This window comes from Streptomyces sp. NPDC000878 (genome assembly GCF_053599695.1).
Genome location: NZ_JBSFMT010000105.1, coordinates 12,166 through 27,312 on the forward strand (window position 1 = coordinate 12,166; position 15,147 = coordinate 27,312).

Below are 15,147 nucleotides of genomic sequence, written 5' to 3' on the forward strand. Positions count from 1 at the left end.
ACCATGAGCAGCTCCGTCACCACCACCGCCCCGGACGCAGCCGCGCAGGCCACCGGCGGTTCGAAGGGCGCGGCCCGACTGCGCACCCGCAAGCAGCGCTCCGCCGGCCGCCCCAAGCGCAGCGTCCTGCTCACCGCGCTCACCAGCCTGATCCTGATCTACACGGTCGTGCCGCTGATCTGGCTGGTCATCAGCGCCACCAAGACCCAGGAGGGGCTGGCCGATTCCTCCGGACTCTGGTTCGGCAGCGACTTCGCCCTCTGGCAGAACATCCACGACACGTTCACGTACCACGACGGCATCTTCGTCCGCTGGCTGCTGAACACCCTGTTGTACGTCGTGCTGGGCGCCGGCGGTGCCACGCTGCTGGCGATCCTCGGCGGCTACGCGCTGGCGAAGTTCACCTTCCCCGGCAAGCGTGCCGTGTTCGCCGTGGTCATCGGTGCCGTCGCGGTCCCGGGTACGGCCCTGGCGGTGCCCACCTTCCTGATGTTCAGCAAGATGGGTCTGACCGACACCCCGTGGGCGGTGATCATCCCCTCGCTGGTGTCGCCCTTCGGTCTGTATCTCATGTGGGTCTTCGCGACCGAGGCCATCCCCACCGAACTGATGGAGGCGGCCCGCATCGACGGAGCGGGCGAGATCCGCACCTTCTTCCAGGTCGCCATGCCGCTGCTGGCCCCCGGCACCGTGACCGTCCTGCTGTTCACCACGGTCGCGACCTGGAACAACTACTTCCTGCCGCTGATCATGCTCAAGGACTCGAACTGGTACCCGCTGACCCTGGGTCTCGACGCCTGGAACAACCAGGCCCAGACGATCGGCGGCGACGTCGTCACCAACCTGGTGATCACCGGTTCGCTGCTCACCATCATCCCGCTGATCGCCGCCTTCCTGCTGCTGCAGAAGTACTGGCAGTCCGGCCTCGCCGCCGGAAGCGTCAAGGAGTGACTCTCCTCCCTCAGGCCCCACACCCCCCTCGGCTTCACCACGTTTCACCAAACAGAGCAGTCACCCTCACCCTGTCCCGCCCACGAAGAAGTGGAAGCACCTCGATGCGTAGAACCACCGGCCGCCTGATGCGCGGCATAACCCTGCTCTCCGTCCTCGCCCTGGGCGCGACCGCGTGCGGCGGCTCCGACGACGACAGCTCGGACCAGAAGGCCGTCTCCGCCGCGGACATCCAGGCGGCCCTGGAGAAGGGCGGCACGGTCAATGTCTGGGCCTGGGAGCCCACGCTGAAGTCGGTCGCCGCCAACTTCCAGAAGAAGTACCCCAAGGTCAAGATCAACCTGGTGGGCGAGCGGTCCGGCGACAAGCACTACACCGCCCTGTCGAACGCCATCTCGGCGAAGAAGGGTGTCCCGGACGTCGCGCAGGTCGAGTACTTCGCGCTGAGCCAGTACTCGCTCACCAAGGGCCTGACCGACCTGGCCCCCTACGGTGCCGACAAGCTCAAGGCCAAGTACACGCCCGGCCCGTGGAACGCCGTGAGCGACGGCGACAAGGTCTACGGTCTGCCGATGGACTCGGGCCCGATGGCGATGTTCTACAACAAGAAGGTCTTCGACAAGTACAAGATCGCCGTCCCGACCACCTGGGACGAGTACGTCGAGGCGGCCCGCAAGCTGCACGAGGCCGACCCCAAGGTCTACATCGCCAACGACGCCGGCGACGCGGGCTTCACCACCAGCATGCTGTGGCAGGCCGGTTCGCGCCCCTACAAGGTCGACGGCACCAAGGTGGCGATCAACTTCGAGGACGCGGGCGCCAAGAAGTACACGGACACCTGGCAGCAGCTCATCGACGAGAAGCTGGTCTCGCCCATCAACGGCTGGACCGACGACTGGTACAAGGGTCTGGGCGACGGCACCATCGCCACCCTGACCACGGGCGCCTGGATGCCCGCCAACTTCGTCACCGGTGTCCCGCAGGCGGCCGGTCAGTGGCGCGCGGCCCCGATGCCGGCCTGGACCAAGGGCGAGAAGGCGAGCGCGGAGAACGGCGGCAGCTCGCTGGCCCTGCCCGAGCTGGGCAAGAACAAGGAACTGGCCTACGCGTTCGTCGAGTACGCGAACGCCGGTGACGGTGTGCAGACCCGCGTCGACGAGGGCGCCTTCCCGGCGACCACCGCGCAGCTCCAGGACTCCGCGTTCCTGAACAAGGAGTTCGAGTACTTCGACGGCCAGAAGGCCAACGAGATCTTCGCCGAGTCCGCCGCCAACGTCGCCAGCGACTGGTCGTACCTGCCCTTCCAGCAGTACGCCAACTCGATCTTCAACGACACCGTCGGCAAGGCGTACATCTCCAGCGAGAAGCTGGCCGCGGGCCTGAAGACCTGGCAGGACGCGTCCATCAAGTACGGCAACGAGCAGGGCTTCACCGTCGAGAAGTAGCAGCAGGGCAGCAGCAGCCGAGGAGCGGCCGGAAGAGCGTCAACGCCGGCCGCTCCTCGTACCCCCCGAGTCAAACCGCTTCACAGCGTCCCGGAAGGACCACCATGACCTCCGCCTCCCCGTCCCGTCTGCCGTACGGGCCGGACGGTGATTCCACGCCCCGTCTCGCGTACGGCGCCGACTACAACCCCGAGCAGTGGCCTCGGGAGGTGTGGGAGGAGGACGTACGGCTGATGCGCGAGGCCGGCGTCAACGTCGTCTCGGTGGGGATCTTCTCCTGGGCCCGGATCCAGCCGGACGCGGACACCTGGGACTTCGAGTGGCTCGACGATGTCATGGACCTGCTGCACGAGGGTGGGATCGGCGTCGATCTGGCCACCGCGACCGCGTCCCCGCCGCCCTGGCTGACCACCGCGCACCCGGAGATCCTCCCGGTGACCGCCACCGGCGAGACGGTCTGGCCGGGCGCCCGCCAGCACTGGCGCCCCACCTCGCCCGTGTTCCGTACCCACGCGCTGAGCCTGGTACGGAAGATGGCGGAACGATACGCCGCCCACCCCGCCCTGGTGGCCTGGCACATCTCGAACGAGTTGGGCTGCCACAACATCTACGACTTCTCGGACGACGCGGCCCGCGCCTTCCGCGACTGGCTGCGCGCCCGCTACACCACGCTGGACGCCCTCAACCACGCCTGGGGCACGGCCTTCTGGTCGCAGCGCTACAGCGACTGGGCGCAGATCCTGCCGCCCCGGCTGGCCGGCTCGCACCCGAACCCCACCCAGCAGCTGGACTTCAAGCGCTTCTCCTCGGACGCGCTGAAGGACTACCTGGTCGCGGAGCGGGACGTGCTCCGCGAGTTCACCCCGGACGTGCCCATCACCACCAACTTCATGGTGATGGGCGGCACGAAGGGCATGAACTACCCGGACTGGGCGGGCGAGATCGACTTCGTCTCCAACGACCACTACGTCCACCCGGGCCCGCAGGACCGCGACGAGCTGTCCTTCTCCGCCAACCTGACCAGCGGTATCGCGGGCGGGCGCCCGTGGTTCCTGATGGAGCACTCCACCAGCGCGGTCAACTGGCAGCACGTCAACGTCGCCAAGCGGCCGGGCGAACTGGCCCGTGACTCGCTGCTGCACGTCGCGCACGGCGCCGACGCCGTGTGCTACTTCCAGTGGCGCCAGTCGGCGGCCGGCGCCGAGAAGTACCACTCCGCGATGGTGCCGCACGCCGGCGCCGACAGCGAGGTCTTCCGCGCGGTGGCCGCCCTCGGCCAGACGCTGAAGGACCTGGCGCCGATCGCGGGCTCCGAGCGCGAACCGGCCCGCGTCGGGATCGTGTTCGACTGGGACTCCTGGTGGGCGAGCGAGCAGGACTCGCACCCCACCGCCCTCCTCGACTACCGCCAGGAGGGCCTGAACTGGTACTCGGCGCTCCTCTCCCTGGGCATCCGCGCCGACGTCGTCACCACCCGCACCGAGTTCAGCCGCTACGACGTGCTGATCACCCCGGTCCTGCACATGGTCCCGGCGACCCTCGCCAAGGACCTGACGCGGTACGCGGAGACGGGCGGCCATCTGGTCACCACGTACTTCTCCGGTGTCGTCGACGAGAACGACCACATCTGGCTCGGCGGCTACCCGGGCGCCCTGCGCGAGCTGCTCGGCATCCGCGTCGAGGAGTTCGGCCCGCTCCTTGAGGGTGAGTCGGTCGAGGTGGACGGCGGCGGTACGGGCACGGTGTGGACCGACCGCATCGACGTCACCGACCCCGAGGTCGAGATCCTCGCCCACTACCGCTCGGGCGCGTACACGGGCAGGCCGGCCGTCACCCGCCGTACGACAGGCGGGGGTTCGGCGTCGTACGTCTCCACGCGCCTCGGCGCCGACGGCCTCGCGGCGCTGCTGCCGGGGCTGCTCGCACCGGCCGGCGTCGACAGCGAACTGCCCGAACCGGCCCGTGGGCGCGTCGAGTTGACCGTACGACAGGGCGGCGGAAGCCGGTTCCTGTTCCTGGTGAACCGCAGCGAGGAGGAGGTGCCGCTGCCCGGCCTCGACGGGGAGCGGCTGTCCGGCGGTACGGATGCCGACGGCGTCCTCCTCCTCGCGCCGAGGGAGGTCGCCGTACTGCGACAGCCCACCGACTGAAAACCCTGAACTCCCCTGTTCCAAGGGGCACACCGTCGTGCCCCGTCACTCCGTGCGCACCGCGTGCGGAGTGCGGGCACGGCGGTCCACCGCAGCGACCACATCTGAGTTGGGAGCACACGTTGGCACGCCGTACCCGCACACGACACCTGCTGGGAGTCGTCGGCATCACCGTCCTGGCCACTTCGGCCGCCCTGGTCACGCCGGCCTCGCCGGACGCGCAGGCGGCGGTCGAGGCAGCGGCCTCGTCCGTCACCGTCACCCCCGATCCGTCGTACAGCCAGGAGAGATTCGAGGGCTGGGGCACCAGTCTGGTCTGGTTCGCGAACGCGACCGGCGACTATCCCCCGGCGATCCGCGAGAAGCTCGCGAAGCTGCTGTTCGGCGACGACGGGCTGGCGCTGAACATCGCCCGCTACAACATCGGCGGCGGCAACGCCCCCGATGTGAAGGACTATCTGCGGGCCGGCGGGGCCGTCGAGGGCTGGTGGAAGGCCCCTGCGGGCACCACCCGCGAGGACACCGACTGGTGGAGCGCCGACGACGCGGCCGACTGGAACCCGAAGGCGGACGAAACCCAGCGCTGGTGGGTGGAGCGCATCAAGAAGGACATCACCCACTGGGAGACGTTCAGCAACTCGCCGCCCTGGTTCATGACGGAGAGCGGCTATGTCTCCGGCGGCTTCAACGCCAACACCGACCAGCTGAAGGCCGATTCGGTCGACGACTTCGCGGCCTACATGGCGGGGGCGACGAAGCGTCTTGAGAAGGCCGAGGGCATCAAGGTCGACACCGTCGACCCGTTCAACGAGCCCAACACCGGCTACTGGAGCACCCGTCTCGGCGCGGACGGCGAGCCCGTCGGCGGCCGTCAGGAGGGCGCGCACATCGGCCCCGCACTCCAGGAGAAGGTCCTGGCCGCGCTGGCCCCCGAGCTGAAGAAGGCCAAGGTCAAGGCCGAGATCTCGGCGATGGACGAGACCAACCCGTCCATCTTCGCGAACAACTGGAACTCGTACGCGCAGACGTCCAAGGACCTCGTCGACCAGATGAACGTCCACACCTACGGCACCGGGCAGCGCACCACCGTGCGCGACCTCGCCAAGGCGGCCGACAAGCCGCTGTGGATGAGCGAGGTCGAGGGCGACTGGGGCGATGGCCAGAGCTTCACGGACATGCGTCCTGGTCTCGGACTCGCCCAGCAGATCGTGAACGACCTGCGTGAACTGGAGCCCTCCGCCTGGGTGTTCTGGCAGCCGGTCGAGGACTACGACAACATGAAGCCGGGCGGCGAGTCCGCCAAGGGCGGCAACTGGGGCAGCATCCAGCTGTCGTTCAGCTGCAAGTCCACGGACACGCTGGAGTCCTGCCCGATCTACACGAACACCAAGTTCGACACCGCCCGCAACTTCACCCACTTCATCAAGCCGGGCGACAAGCTGATCAAGGTGGACGACACCTCCAGCGCCGCCGCCGTGACCAAGGACGGCAAGGGCGCCTCGCTCGTCCACGTCAACAGCACCACCGAGGCCCGTACGGTCACCATCGACCTGTCCAAGTTCCGCACGATCAAGGGCAACGCGACCGTCACGCCGACCGTGACCAGCGCCGACGGCAAGCTCCAGCAGCAGGCCCCGGTCAAGGTCGTCGACGGCAAGGCGACCTACACGGTCCCCGCCCAGTCCGTGACCTCCTTCGCCGTCAAGGGCGTCTGGGGTGTCGCGAAGAACGCCGGCCTGTTCAGCAAGGGCCACTCCTACACGCTGACCGGCGTGCAGAGCGGCAAGGCGGTGACCGTCGCGGCGGGCGGCACGAACCTGGTCATCGGCTCGGCCAACGGCACGGTCGCCCAGGACTGGCAGCTCGACGCCCGCCACGGCGACAAGGGCGCCCGCCAGCGGTACGTGTTCGCCAACCCGGCCGAGGGCAAGCGACTGGCCGTCCGCGACAACGTCCCCGTGGTGGAGCCCGACACGGGCGAGCGCGATCCGGCCACCGAGTGGGTCATGTCGACCACCGGCGACGGCACGTGGACCCTGGTCAACTGGGCCACCGGCCGCCTCCTGGAGGTCGGCGGCCAGGCCACCGACGAGGGTGCCGCCGTCACGACGTGGCAGGCCAACTCCGGCTCGAACCAGCGCTGGAGGGTCACGGACGTGACCGACCCGAGCTGATCCGGTAGGACGAGTTCGTATACGAAGGCCGCCTCTCCGCACGGGGAGGCGGCCTTCCGCATGCCCAGGGCGTCCGGGGTCGACCCGCAACCCTCTCGCAACGTCGTACGGAGTTCACTGACCGCGTGGAGATGCCCGTGGAGATGCCCGAGGAGAACCCGCGCGTCGAACTGACCCCGGCCGCCGCCGATCTGCTGCGGCGGCTGCACGCGATGCACGGCCCGCTGATGTTCCACCAGTCCGGCGGCTGCTGCGACGGCAGCGCGCCCATGTGCTACCCGGAGGGCGAGTTCCGGACCGGCGGCTCGGACGTCCAGCTCGCCGAACTGACGGTCGAGGGTGTCGCCGAACCGGTGACGTTCTGGATGTCGCGCAGCCAGTTCGAGCTCTGGAGTCACACCCGCCTCATCGTGGACGTCGTACCCGGCCGGGGCAGTGGTTTCTCACTGGAGGCACCCGAAGGAGTGCGTTTCCTGATCCGTTCCCGTGTAGTCAACGGATAGCCCCCGCAAGCCCCCCACGCGGCTCATCGTCATCTGGTGCACTTCCCTGGCGTCCTGGGACAGTTGACGAGACATCAGGGGGGTCTGAATGCGTGGCAGCGGACGGTTCAGAACGGCCAGAACGGCACTCTCACTAGTCGCGGCACTCGGAACGCTGGCCGGCGCGGCCCTGATCGGGGCGGCACCGGCCAGCAGCGCGCCGAGTGCCGTTCAGATCGCGCCGGGCGTGCGCTATACGCAGTTCGACATCTCGGCGGCCAAGGGGCTGACCCATGCCCATCTGCTGAGCGTCGACCTCGGCAACGCGCGGGTCCGGCTCAACCTCCTCTACCCGGGGGCGGTGGCGGCACGGTCCGCCGTCTCCAGACTGGCCAACGCCAAGGGCGCCGTCGCGGGCGTCAACGGCGACTTCTTCAACATCAGCGAGGTCCAGCATCCCGGGGTCGCGGCCACCGGCGCGTCCGTGGGCCCCGCGATCGCGAGCGGCGTGGTCCTCAAGGCGGCGGTGCCGAAGGGCCAGCGCTTCGGTCCCGCGATGCCGCCCGGCATCACCACCAGGGCCGTTCTCGGGGTGGGCACCGACCGGAAGGCCCGGCTGGACACCCTCACCCTGACGGGCAGCGTCGGCACTCCCGTGGGACGGTTCAACCTCGGCGGGCTCAACCAGTACGCGCTGCCGGTGGGTTCCATCGGCGCGTTCACCCCGGCCTGGGGCAGCGTCTCCCGGGCCCGGGCGGTGTGCGGCACGGACACCAACCGGGCCGCGCCGTGCAGTACGGACACATACGAGGTGACGGTGCGGCGCGGCAAGGTCGTACGGATGGCGAACTCCCCCGGCAAGGGGGCCATCGGCGCCAACACCACCGTCCTCGTGGGCCGGGAGGCGGGCGCGCAGCAGTTGCGGAAGCTGTTCGTCGGCGCGAAGGTCACCGTCAAGAGCGGTCTCGTGGCCGCGACGAGCCGTGTCCCGTACCGCTTCGCCCTCGGCGGCTACCCGGTGCTGAAAGCCGGCCGACCGCTGTCCGGCCTCGACTCCACCACCTCCGCCGTGCGCACCGCGGCGGGCATCGCGAGCGGCGGGCGCAAGCTGCTGCTGCTCGCGGTGGACGGTGCGGCCAGGTACCGCAGCGGGCTGACGGTGGCCGAAGTCGCCGCCACCATGCGGAAGTTGGGCTCGGTCGACGCCTTCAACCTGGATGGCGGCGGCTCGACGGCCCTCGTCGCCAGAGCACCCGGGGCGAGCAGAGCCACCGTACGCAACCATCCGACCGGCGGCGCCGAACGGCCCGTCCCGAACGCGATCGGAGTCTTCACCACGTCCTGAACGACGTCCTGACGTCAGGGTCTGAGGCTGCTCACCATGTCGGCCGTGGCCGTGATCCCGCTGTGGATGGTCGGTGCCACGTTCGTGCCGGCCAGAAGGAAGCCGAGCAGGACACAGACCACGGCATGGCTGGGCTTCAGCGCTCCGTTGCGCAGGAAGACCACCGCCAGGATCAGGAGCAGCACCACCGCAGAGATGGAAATGGCCATCGTCAACCTCCTCCGCCACGCGCACTTCGCGGCTTTCGGCCGCAAGTGTGGCGTAGCGGAGGGTTCGTTCGGGCGGCTGACATGACGGCCGAACGTGTGGTGTCTCGCGAGTGTCAGGGCGTCTCGTGGGCGTCGAGGAACGCTTCGAGCCCGGCGAGGTCGTCCGTGTTGAGGTAGTCGACGCCGGCGGCGAGGAGTTCGCCCCACAGCGCGTCCCGGGCGGGTCCGGCCGCATCGGGCGTGGCCCAGAAGCGCACCTGCTGCCCGCGCTTGTGGGCCGCCGAGACGATGCCGTTCAGCTTGGCGCGCTCGGCGGCCGGGAACGTACCGACGCCCAGCCAGGTGAAGTTGAGCGTCCAGTTGTCGGAGATCAACGGCACGAAGGAGGCGGGCGCCGAGGTGCCGAGGTCGGCGAGGCGTCCGTCGTAGAAGGCCCGCCGTACGCTCTGGGCCTCCATGGGCACCCGGGCGGCACGGTCACCGGAGATCACGGCGGTGACCGGCCCGGGGTGGACGCGGCCATGGGCGTACGTGGTGAACAGGCCCCGGTAGCGGCGGAGATGGCGGTCGAGTTCGAGATACGTCGACGAGCCCTCGGTCTTGATGTCGATGAGGAGCTGGAGCGGCCGACGGTAACCCCTGTACACGCAACCGTGGTTGGCCCTGACGCGGGCGGCGAGGGTGTCGAGGTAGAGGGATTCGAGGGTGCGGGCCGGGTCGAGGTCCTGGGGGTCGTGGGCGACGAGGAGCTGGTCGCCAACGAGGTAGATGTCGGCCTCGACGCTGCCGAAGCGGTGGTCGAGGGCGTCGAGGAGGGGACGGGGGTGCTCGTAGTCGTTGTGGGCGTGGGCGCGCCACAACGGGCGCGGACCGTACGTCGGTTCGCCCGCGAGGGCACGCGCGGCGGGCAGGGCGACGGTGCCCAGGACGGCGGCACCGAAGGCGGTGAGGGCTCTGCGGCGGGTGGTGAGGGCCATGCGCTGCCTCCCTGGCTGGAGTTCATGTGGGGCTGACTCTGGAGCTGGGGCCGAGGTATGAAGCCTCCGCGAGTATGAGGGGCGGGCGGGGCCCAGCAGCAGGGCCTGGCGCGGGAGTTGGCCGGACTGCCGCTGTGTGTTCACCGCTGACTCTGCGTGTTCATTTCGTCCGCGCCCCGCACACGAAAAAGCCCGCCCCCGGGCGGGGGCGGGCTTTCGCGGACGTGCGCGGGCGGTACGTCAGGGGGCGCGCAGGTCGACCAGTTCGGCGAGGGCGGCGCGGTGGCCGCCCGCGGTGCCGTAGGCGATCGAGTCGGCCTTGGCGCGCTTGAGGCAGAGGTGGGTCGGGTGCTCCCACGTCATCCCGATGCCACCATGCAGCTGGAGCGCCTCCTCGGCGGCGCGGACGGCGACGGGGGCCGCGTAGGACTGGGCGACGGCGACCGCGACGTCGGTGTCCGGGCTGCCGGTGGCGAGGGCGTCGGCCGCGCCCCGGGCGGCGGCGCGCAGGCTGACGACCTCCAGCCAGAGCTGGGCCAGCCGGTGCTTGACGGCCTGGAAGCCGCCGACGGGCCGGTTGAACTGCTTGCGGTCCTTCAGATAGCGCACGGTCTCGGTCAACGCCCATTCGGCGAGCCCGAGTTGCTCGGAGGCGAGCAGTCCGGCCCCGGCCCGCAGCGCACGTCGTACGGCGGGTTCGGCGTCGCCCAGCAGCCGGGCCGACGCTCCGGCGAGGGTGACGGTGGCGACCGGCCGGGTGAGGTCGAAGGAGACCTGCGGGGTGACGGTGACGGCGGCGGAGCTGGTGTCCACGGCGTAAAGCCCACCGTCGTCGGCCGGCACCAAGAGCACATCGGCGGCGATCGCGTCCGCGATGCCGGTCAACTCACCGTGCAGCAGGCCGCCTTCGTGGACGACGACCTTGTAGGCGCCGCCGGGAGCCACGTTCAGCGCGACGGCGAGGGCACCAATCGTCCGGCCGGAGGCCAGCGCGGAGAGCAGCTCGCCCACCGCCTCACCCGTACCGGCCAGCAGCGCCTCCGTGGCGACGACGGCACTCGTGAGATACGGGACGGGTGCGACGGCGCGCCCCAACTCCTCCAGGACGACGGCGACTTCGCGGTGCGAGGCACCCTGGCCGCCCTGTTCCTCGGGCACCAGAAGACCGGCCAGCCCCATGCCTTCGGCGAGGGACTTCCACAGGGAGAGGTCGTGCGGGGCGTCCGTCTCCATGCGGGTGATCACGCCGGCCGGGTCGCAGTGGTCGGTGAGCAGATCCCGGACGGCGGCGCGCAGCGCCTCTTCCTCCTCCGAGTACAGCAGGTCGGGCTGAGTGCTCGTCGTGCTCATCGGGCGAGGTCCTTCCAGGCGACGTCCTTGTCGGTGCGCGGCTCACTGGGCAGGCCCAGGACACGCTCGGCGACGATGTTCAGCAGGACCTCGCTGGTCCCGCCCTCGATGCTGTTGCCCTTGGAGCGGAGGTAGCGGTAACCGGCGTCCCGGCCGACGAAGTCCACCAGTTCGGGCCGGCGCATGGTCCAGTCCTCGTACAACAGGCCTTCCTCGCCGAGGAGTTCGACCTCCAGGCCGCTGATCTCCTGGTTGAGGCGGGCGAACGCGAGCTTCATGCCGGCGCCCTCGGGTCCGGGCTGGCCCGCGACGAGCTGCTGCCGCAGTCGCTCACCGGCGAGCCGGGCGACCTCGGCGTCGACCCACAGCTTGAGCAGCCGCTGATGCAGATCGTGGGTACGCAGCTCCGGACGCTCGCGCCAGGTCTTGGCGACCGGCCCGATCATGCCGCCCTCGCGGGGCAGCCGCATACCGCCGATGGCCACGCGCTCGTTGTTGAGCGTGGTCTGCGCGACCCGCCAGCCGTCGCCGATCTCGCCGAGGCGATGGGCGTCCGGGATGCGGACGTCGGTCAGGAACACCTCGTTGAACTCGGCCTCTCCGGTGACCTGCCGCAGCGGCCGTACGTCGACGCCCGGGTCGGTCATGTCGCAGACGAAGTAGGTGATGCCCTTGTGCTTGGGCACGTCGGGATCGGTGCGCGCGATGAGAATCGCCCAGCGGGCGAGATGGGCGCTGGACGTCCAGACCTTCTGCCCGTTGACGATCCAGTCTCCCCCACTCTCGGCTTCGCTCGAGCGGGAGGGGCCCCCATCGGACCGGACGGCCCGCGTGCCGAGCGCGGCGAGGTCGGACCCGGCACCAGGCTCGCTGAACAGCTGGCACCAGACCTCCTCCCCCACCCACAACGGCCGCAGGAACCGCCGCTTCTGCTCCTCGGTACCGAAGCCGAGGATGGTCGGCGCGGCCATGCCCAGCCCGATGCCGATGCGCCGTGGATCGTTGTCGGGAGCCCCCGCGGCCTCCAACTCGGCGTCCACGACGGCCTGGAGGGAACGCGGCGCACCGAGCCCGCCCAGCCCCTCCGGGTAGTGCACCCAGGCGAGCCCGGCGTCGAACCGGGCCCTGAGGAAGTCGAGCCGGTCGGTACTGACGGGCGGATGTGCGGCCAGCAACTCCCGTGTCAGTCGGGTGAGTTCAGTGGCGTCGACGGTCATGCGACGGCTCCGTTCTCCAGGGAGGACAGGGAGGACAAGGAGGGCAGCACGGCGACCCGGCCGGTGGTGACACCGTCGGCGACGCGCTGCACTGCGGCCGAGGCCCCGCTCAGCGGCACGCGCTCGCTCACCAGCGGCTTGATCGCGCCCCGGGTGGCCAGTTCGGTGAGCTGCTCGTGGCAGTGCTGGACCAGCTTCGGGTTCTTGGTGTTGTACAGGCCCCAGTGCAGCCCGAGGATCGAGTAGTTCTTCACGAGGGCGTGGTTGAGCCCAGGGCTGGGAATGGCCCCACTCGCAAACCCGACGACAACGATCCGCCCCTCGAAGGCGACGACCTTGGTGGACTGGGTGTAGGCGTCCCCTCCGACGGGGTCGTAGACGACATCGACCCCACGCCCCCCGGTGGCTTCCTTGACGGCGGAAACGACATCCTCCGCACGCCGGTCGATGACGACGTCACAGCCCAACTCCCGCGCCACGGACACCTTTTCGGCCCCGCCGACGACACCGATGACGGTGGCTCCGACGGCCTTCCCGAGCTGTACGGCGGCGCTGCCGACCCCGCCCGCGGCGGCGTGCACGAGCAGTGTCTCGCCGGCCTCCAGGGCGGCCCGCCGATGCAGCCCGAACCACCCGGTCTGATAACCGATGAGGAGGGAGGCGGCTTCGGCGTCGTCGAGTGACTCAGGGGCGGCGAACAGCCCACGGGGATCGGCCACGACATACTCGGCGAACCCACCGAACGGCAGCACGGGGTTCCCGATCACCCGGCGCCCGTCCTCGGTCTCACCACAGATCTCCACCCCGGGGGTGAACGGCAGCGGCGGCCTGACCTGGTACTCCCCACGGCACATCAGTACGTCCGGGAAGTTGATGGTCGCGGCACGCACCTTCAGCAGCACCTGGCCCTCACCGGGCACCGGCCGCTCCACCTCACCGAGGACCATCACCTCGCTCGGCTCACCGTTCTGGTGCACTTGCCATGCCTGCATGGGGGGCCTCCACGGAACTGCGCTCGTCCTGTCCACCTGACCGGGCTCGACCGCATACTAAGCGGTCGCTTGCGCATCAGGGAACCGTCGGGACCAGGTCCGGAACAGTCGCGTACGTCACGACCGCGCACCCTTCGAACGAGTCGGCCGCGCCCGTACGTGCATCCGCTCCCCCTGCGGCCCGAACAGGCTGAGGAACTCCGCGGGCCCCTCCCCCACCGCCCCGAACCAGTGCGGCACCCGCGTGTCGAACTCGGCGGCCTCTCCCGCCCCGAGGACCACGTCATGCTCCCCGAGCACCAGCCGCAGCCGCCCCGACAGCACGTACACCCACTCGTACCCCTCGTGCGTACGCGGCTCCGGCTCCTCGCCGAGCACCGGAAGGATCACCTTGAACGCCTGGAGGCCGCCCGGCTGCCGGGTCAGCGGAAGATACGTCCGCCCGTGCCGCACGATCGGCTTGGCCCGCACCCGGGGATCACCGACGGCAGGGGCCCCGACCAGCTCGTCGAGCGCGACGCGATGCGCCCGCGCGATCGGCAGGAGAAGCTCCAGGCTGGGCTTCCGCAGCCCCGACTCCAGCCGGGACAGGGTACTGACGGAGATCCCGGTGGTGGCGGACAGCCCCGCGAGGGTCGCCCCCCGCTCCTTGCGGATCCGCCGCAGGCGGGGGCCCACCTCGGCAAGGACATGGCCGGTGTCGTCACTCATGTCACTCGTCTCATCCATGCCGCCATTGCAGTTTCGGCAAAGAGGTTTGTCAATGCGGCAGCGGACGGGCGACGGTCGTGGCGGAGGTGGTCACCATGACCGAGCAGCATGGGAGCGAGTCGTACGAGACCAATTCGTACGAGAGCGATTCGTACGAGGTTGTCGTCATCGGAGGCGGGGCGGCGGGACTGTCGGCGGCACTGGTCCTGGGCCGGGCCCGCTACCGCACGCTGGTCGTGGACGCGGGCGAGCCGCGCAACGCCCCGGCGGCACACATGCAGGGCTATCTGTCCCGGGACGGCATGTCGCCGGCGGAGTTCCTGGCGGTGGGGCGAGCGGAGGTCGCGGGGTACGGGGTGAAGCTGGTGGAAGACAGGGTGGTGGACGTAGCCAGGGGCGAGGACTTCACGGTGACGCTGGCGAGCGACGGACGGACGGTGCGTGCCCGGCGGCTCGTCATCGCGACGGGCCTGCGCGACGAACTCCCGGCCGTACCGGGCGTCGCGGAACACTTCGGGCGGGACGTGCTCCACTGCCCGTTCTGCCACGGCTGGGAGGTACGGGACCGGGCGTTCGGCGTGCTGGCCTCGACGCCGGCGAGTGTGCACCAGGCGCTGCTGGTGGCCCGGTGGTCGAAGGACGTGACGCTGTTCCTGCACACGGTGAGGGAGGAGGAAGTGGCGGACGATGACCGGCGCAGGCTGGGCAGGGCAGGCGTGACGGTGGTCCCCGGCGAGGTCGAGTCCCTGACGACGGACGCGGACCGCCTGACCGGGGTACGCCTGACGAACGGCACGACGTACGCCCGCGAGACGGTGTTCGTCGCGCCGCGGCCCGTCCCCCGCAACGCCCTGTTCGAGTCGTTGGGCGCCGAACTGACGGAGACCCCGTTCGGTACGTATCCGAAGGTCGACGCGACGGGGCTGACAACGGTGCCGGGGGTCTGGGCGGCGGGCAATGCGATCGGGTTCGGCGAGCAGGTGATCCATGCGGCGAGCGGGGGCTACCGCGCGGCGACGGCAATCGTGGCGGACCTGGTGTTCGAGTAGTTTCCTCGCCCCCGCCGCCCCTACCCGTCCCATCCTCGGGGGCTGCGCCCCCGAACCCCCGTATCGCGCTGAACGCGCTCGTCCTCAAACGCCGG

13 protein-coding genes are annotated in these 15,147 nt (G+C 70.0%); 7 read left to right on the forward strand and 6 right to left on the reverse strand.

Annotated elements, in window-relative coordinates; genetic code table 11:
• Positions 1–3 precede the first annotated feature (3 nt).
• From ACWDR4_RS46095 to ACWDR4_RS46120, 6 genes are all read left to right on the forward strand, one after another.
• Entirely contained in the window at positions 4–951 is a 948-nt protein-coding gene (locus ACWDR4_RS46095) for a carbohydrate ABC transporter permease (protein WP_450417681.1), read from the forward strand.
• 104 nt (positions 952–1,055) lie between these two features.
• Positions 1,056–2,396 (forward strand): ABC transporter substrate-binding protein, encoded by a 1,341-nt coding sequence (locus ACWDR4_RS46100; RefSeq protein ID WP_450417683.1) that lies wholly within the window; start codon positions 1,056–1,058, stop codon positions 2,394–2,396.
• Positions 2,397–2,500: 104 nt separating this feature from the next.
• Positions 2,501–4,546: a beta-galactosidase gene (locus ACWDR4_RS46105; protein WP_450417684.1), complete on the forward strand. Its 2,046-nt coding sequence runs from the start codon at positions 2,501–2,503 to the stop codon at positions 4,544–4,546.
• 122 nt (positions 4,547–4,668) lie between these two features.
• Positions 4,669–6,720 carry a glycoside hydrolase gene (locus tag ACWDR4_RS46110; protein ID WP_450417686.1) on the forward strand — a complete coding sequence of 684 codons (2,052 nt, stop codon included), beginning with the start codon at positions 4,669–4,671 and terminating at the stop codon, positions 6,718–6,720.
• 143 nt (positions 6,721–6,863) lie between these two features.
• Positions 6,864–7,223 carry a DUF779 domain-containing protein gene (locus ACWDR4_RS46115; protein ID WP_450417701.1) on the forward strand — a complete coding sequence of 120 codons (360 nt, stop codon included), beginning with the start codon at positions 6,864–6,866 and terminating at the stop codon, positions 7,221–7,223.
• An 88-nt stretch (positions 7,224–7,311) separates the two neighbouring features.
• A complete protein-coding gene (locus ACWDR4_RS46120) occupies positions 7,312–8,547 on the forward strand; it encodes a phosphodiester glycosidase family protein (protein ID WP_450417688.1) in 1,236 nt (411 codons plus the stop codon).
• A gap of 14 nt (positions 8,548–8,561) precedes the next feature.
• Here the strand turns inward: ACWDR4_RS46120 and ACWDR4_RS46125 are convergent, their stop codons facing one another.
• The 6 genes from ACWDR4_RS46125 to ACWDR4_RS46150 form a co-directional block, all read right to left on the reverse strand.
• Positions 8,562–8,756, reverse strand: coding sequence for a hypothetical protein (locus ACWDR4_RS46125; RefSeq protein WP_389354461.1), 195 nt, complete (start codon positions 8,754–8,756; stop codon positions 8,562–8,564).
• A 113-nt stretch (positions 8,757–8,869) separates the two neighbouring features.
• Positions 8,870–9,733, reverse strand: coding sequence for a phosphatidylinositol-specific phospholipase C/glycerophosphodiester phosphodiesterase family protein (locus ACWDR4_RS46130; RefSeq protein ID WP_450417690.1), 864 nt, complete (start codon positions 9,731–9,733; stop codon positions 8,870–8,872).
• 240 nt (positions 9,734–9,973) lie between these two features.
• Positions 9,974–11,083, reverse strand: a complete 1,110-nt coding sequence (locus ACWDR4_RS46135) for an acyl-CoA dehydrogenase family protein (protein ID WP_450417692.1) — start codon at positions 11,081–11,083, stop codon at positions 9,974–9,976.
• Positions 11,080–12,300, reverse strand: coding sequence for an acyl-CoA dehydrogenase family protein (locus tag ACWDR4_RS46140; RefSeq protein ID WP_450417694.1), 1,221 nt, complete (start codon positions 12,298–12,300; stop codon positions 11,080–11,082). Before ACWDR4_RS46140 ends, ACWDR4_RS46135 begins: the two co-directional genes overlap by 4 nt.
• Complete coding sequence (locus ACWDR4_RS46145; protein WP_450417696.1) at positions 12,297–13,292, reverse strand: NADPH:quinone oxidoreductase family protein; 996 nt, start codon at positions 13,290–13,292, stop codon at positions 12,297–12,299. The genes ACWDR4_RS46140 and ACWDR4_RS46145 overlap by 4 nt, the downstream gene beginning before the upstream one ends.
• A 117-nt stretch (positions 13,293–13,409) precedes the next feature.
• The gene (locus tag ACWDR4_RS46150; RefSeq protein WP_450417698.1) at positions 13,410–14,021 is read right to left on the reverse strand and encodes a helix-turn-helix domain-containing protein; all 612 of its coding nucleotides are present in this window, start codon (positions 14,019–14,021) and stop codon (positions 13,410–13,412) included.
• 77 nt (positions 14,022–14,098) lie between these two features.
• Between ACWDR4_RS46150 and ACWDR4_RS46155 the strand changes: the two genes are divergently transcribed.
• A complete protein-coding gene (locus tag ACWDR4_RS46155; protein ID WP_450417699.1) occupies positions 14,099–15,052 on the forward strand; it encodes an NAD(P)/FAD-dependent oxidoreductase in 954 nt (317 codons plus the stop codon).
• The last annotated feature ends 95 nt before the right edge of the window (positions 15,053–15,147 follow it).

Bases quoted from the DNA above. Each gene is read 5' to 3' on its own strand.
- ACWDR4_RS46100 (WP_450417683.1), top strand. From the start codon at position 1,056: ATGCGTAGAACCACCGGCCGCCTGATGCGCGGCATAACCCTGCTCTCC.
- ACWDR4_RS46105 (WP_450417684.1), top strand. From the start codon at position 2,501: ATGACCTCCGCCTCCCCGTCCCGTCTGCCGTACGGGCCGGACGGTGAT.
- ACWDR4_RS46145 (WP_450417696.1), bottom strand. From the start codon at position 13,292: ATGCAGGCATGGCAAGTGCACCAGAACGGTGAGCCGAGCGAGGTGATG.
- ACWDR4_RS46115 (WP_450417701.1), top strand. From the start codon at position 6,864: ATGCCCGAGGAGAACCCGCGCGTCGAACTGACCCCGGCCGCCGCCGAT.
- ACWDR4_RS46140 (WP_450417694.1), bottom strand. From the start codon at position 12,300: ATGACCGTCGACGCCACTGAACTCACCCGACTGACACGGGAGTTGCTG.
- ACWDR4_RS46120 (WP_450417688.1), top strand. From the start codon at position 7,312: ATGCGTGGCAGCGGACGGTTCAGAACGGCCAGAACGGCACTCTCACTA.
- ACWDR4_RS46135 (WP_450417692.1), bottom strand. From the start codon at position 11,083: ATGAGCACGACGAGCACTCAGCCCGACCTGCTGTACTCGGAGGAGGAA.
- ACWDR4_RS46095 (WP_450417681.1), top strand. From the start codon at position 4: ATGAGCAGCTCCGTCACCACCACCGCCCCGGACGCAGCCGCGCAGGCC.
- ACWDR4_RS46155 (WP_450417699.1), top strand. From the start codon at position 14,099: ATGACCGAGCAGCATGGGAGCGAGTCGTACGAGACCAATTCGTACGAG.
- ACWDR4_RS46130 (WP_450417690.1), bottom strand. From the start codon at position 9,733: ATGGCCCTCACCACCCGCCGCAGAGCCCTCACCGCCTTCGGTGCCGCC.
- ACWDR4_RS46150 (WP_450417698.1), bottom strand. From the start codon at position 14,021: ATGGATGAGACGAGTGACATGAGTGACGACACCGGCCATGTCCTTGCC.
- ACWDR4_RS46125 (WP_389354461.1), bottom strand. From the start codon at position 8,756: ATGGCCATTTCCATCTCTGCGGTGGTGCTGCTCCTGATCCTGGCGGTG.